1 protein-coding gene and 1 pseudogene are annotated in these 1,904 nt (G+C 76.6%); both read right to left on the minus strand.

The window, feature by feature from the left end:
- Positions 1-1,041, minus strand: a pseudogene (locus DKL51_RS31620) (FtsX-like permease family protein); the annotation flags it as partial.
- Positions 1,038-1,904, minus strand: an 867-nt coding sequence (locus DKL51_RS31625) for an ABC transporter permease (RefSeq protein WP_148097907.1), incomplete at its 5' end; no start/stop codon positions are given. The gene DKL51_RS31625 and the pseudogene DKL51_RS31620, both read right to left, overlap by 4 nt.

A 1,904-nucleotide genomic window follows, 5' to 3' on the forward strand; every position in this document is an offset into this window, starting at 1 on the left:
GCCCCGGGCGCGCAGCAGCACGTACTCGGCCCGTCGTCGGCGCGCCGCCAGCCGGGCGGCCAGCAGGGTGAGGCCGGCCAGGGTGGCGAGCAGCCCGGCGGCGATGACGGCGAGCAGCGTACGCGCGGCGGCCAGCGACTCGGCGAACTGCCGCAGCGGGATGTCCACGCCCTGGGTCAGGGTGAGCCCGGCCGGGCGGGTCCGCTCCAGGGTGGCCAGCCCGTCGACCAGCGCGTCGAGTTGGGCGGGGGTGATCCGCTCCGGCGAGATCCGGTAACGCCAGCTGAAGCCGACCGGCCAGCCGGCCGTCGCCAGCGCGTCGAAGCCCCGATCGGCGGTCACTCCGACCACCAGGAACGGTTCGCCGTCGCCCTCGGGCGGGGTGAGCCGCAGCATCGTGGGGAGGCTGTCCCAGATTCCGTTGCCCCGGTCGGCCGGGCGGAACACCCCGACGAGGAGGATCTTCCTCGTCTTCAGCGGCTTGCCGAACTCGTCGACGATGGAGAGCGACAGCCGGTTGCCGGCGCGCAGTCCGAGCGGTCCGGCGACGGTGTCGGCGAGGGCCAGCTCGACCGACCCGTCGGCGGTCGTACCGGCCTCGGGCCACCGCCCCTCGACCAGGCCGGCCGCCTCCCGGACCCCGCCCATGCTGCGCACGCTGAGGTCGACCAGCCCCTTGTCGGAGGTCAGCTGCGGGCCGGTGAGCCGGGCGAACGCCGCCCGGGCGGCGTACCAGCGCTCGCCGATCACCCGCTGCACCGCCGGGGGCATCCGCCCCTCGACGGTGTCCAGGTCGCTCGCCCGGGTGCCGGCCACCGACCAGGTCGTCCGGGGAACCAACTCCTGCTGCGTCGTGTAGGTGAGGTCCCGCCGGGCCACCGGCTGGCCGGCCACGTGCTCGCGCAGCCCCTGCCCGGTGAGCCGGTCGGCCACCCGGGGGACCGCGGTGATCAGCAACGCGGTGACCAGGGTCAGCACCGCCAGCAGCAGGAAGTGCCCCCCGTACGCCCGCACCCGGCGGGCCACCCCGAAGACGCTCATCGCTCTCCCCCGATCCGCAGCTGCAGGGCGGCCACCCGCTGGCGGATGCCGGTGGTGATGACGGCGCTGAAGGTCAGGGCCGCGACCAGCAGCCCGAGCGCGGTCAGCGCGATCGGCGCCCAGGGCAGCGCGAAGGCCGCGTCGGGCACCGGCCGGCCGGCGGCCGGGGTGAGGATCACCAGCGGCACCATGGTCGCCGCGACGCCCGCCCCCACCAGCAGGCCGACACCGACCCCGATGCCGGCCAGGAAGGCCTGCTCGGCCAGGAGCGCCCGGGCCAGCAGCCGCGGGGCGGCGCCCAGCGTGTGGAGCACCGCGAACTCCCCGAGCCGGTGCCGGGCGGTGGCCCAGACGTCCACCGCCAGGCCGACCAGGGCGAGCACCACCGAGCCGAGGGCCGCCGCGAGCAGACCGGTCCGCGCCCCCAGCCAGTACGGGTCACGGGCGGCTTCGGCGGCGACCTGACGCCGGTCCAGCACCGCCACCCCGGGCAGCTCGGTGACGGCGGCCGCCGCCCCGGCGTGGCCGCCGGCGTCGGTACGCAGCCACCACTCGGCCACCGGCCGGACCACGCCGTCGTGGCGGAGCAGCCAGTTCGTCGCGGCGGGCAGGTCGAGCAGGATGCCGCCGGTGGCGTCCGGGGTGGCGGGTACGGCCTCGACCTCGCCGACCAGCTTGACCGGCAGGGTCACGCCGGAGAGCGAGAGGGTCACCGTGTCCCCGGTGCGGACGTTCAGCGCGGCGCGGGTGGCGGGGGTCATCAGCGCCGGGACCGGCGGGTTGTCGCCGCCGGCCAGCACGGCGAACCTGGACGGCGGTTGGTGGGCGAACCGGCCACCCTCCGGCAGCTCCACCCGGTACTC

It is taken from the genome of Micromonospora globispora (genome assembly GCF_003857015.1).
GTDB lineage: Bacteria > Actinomycetota > Actinomycetes > Mycobacteriales > Micromonosporaceae > Micromonospora > Micromonospora globispora.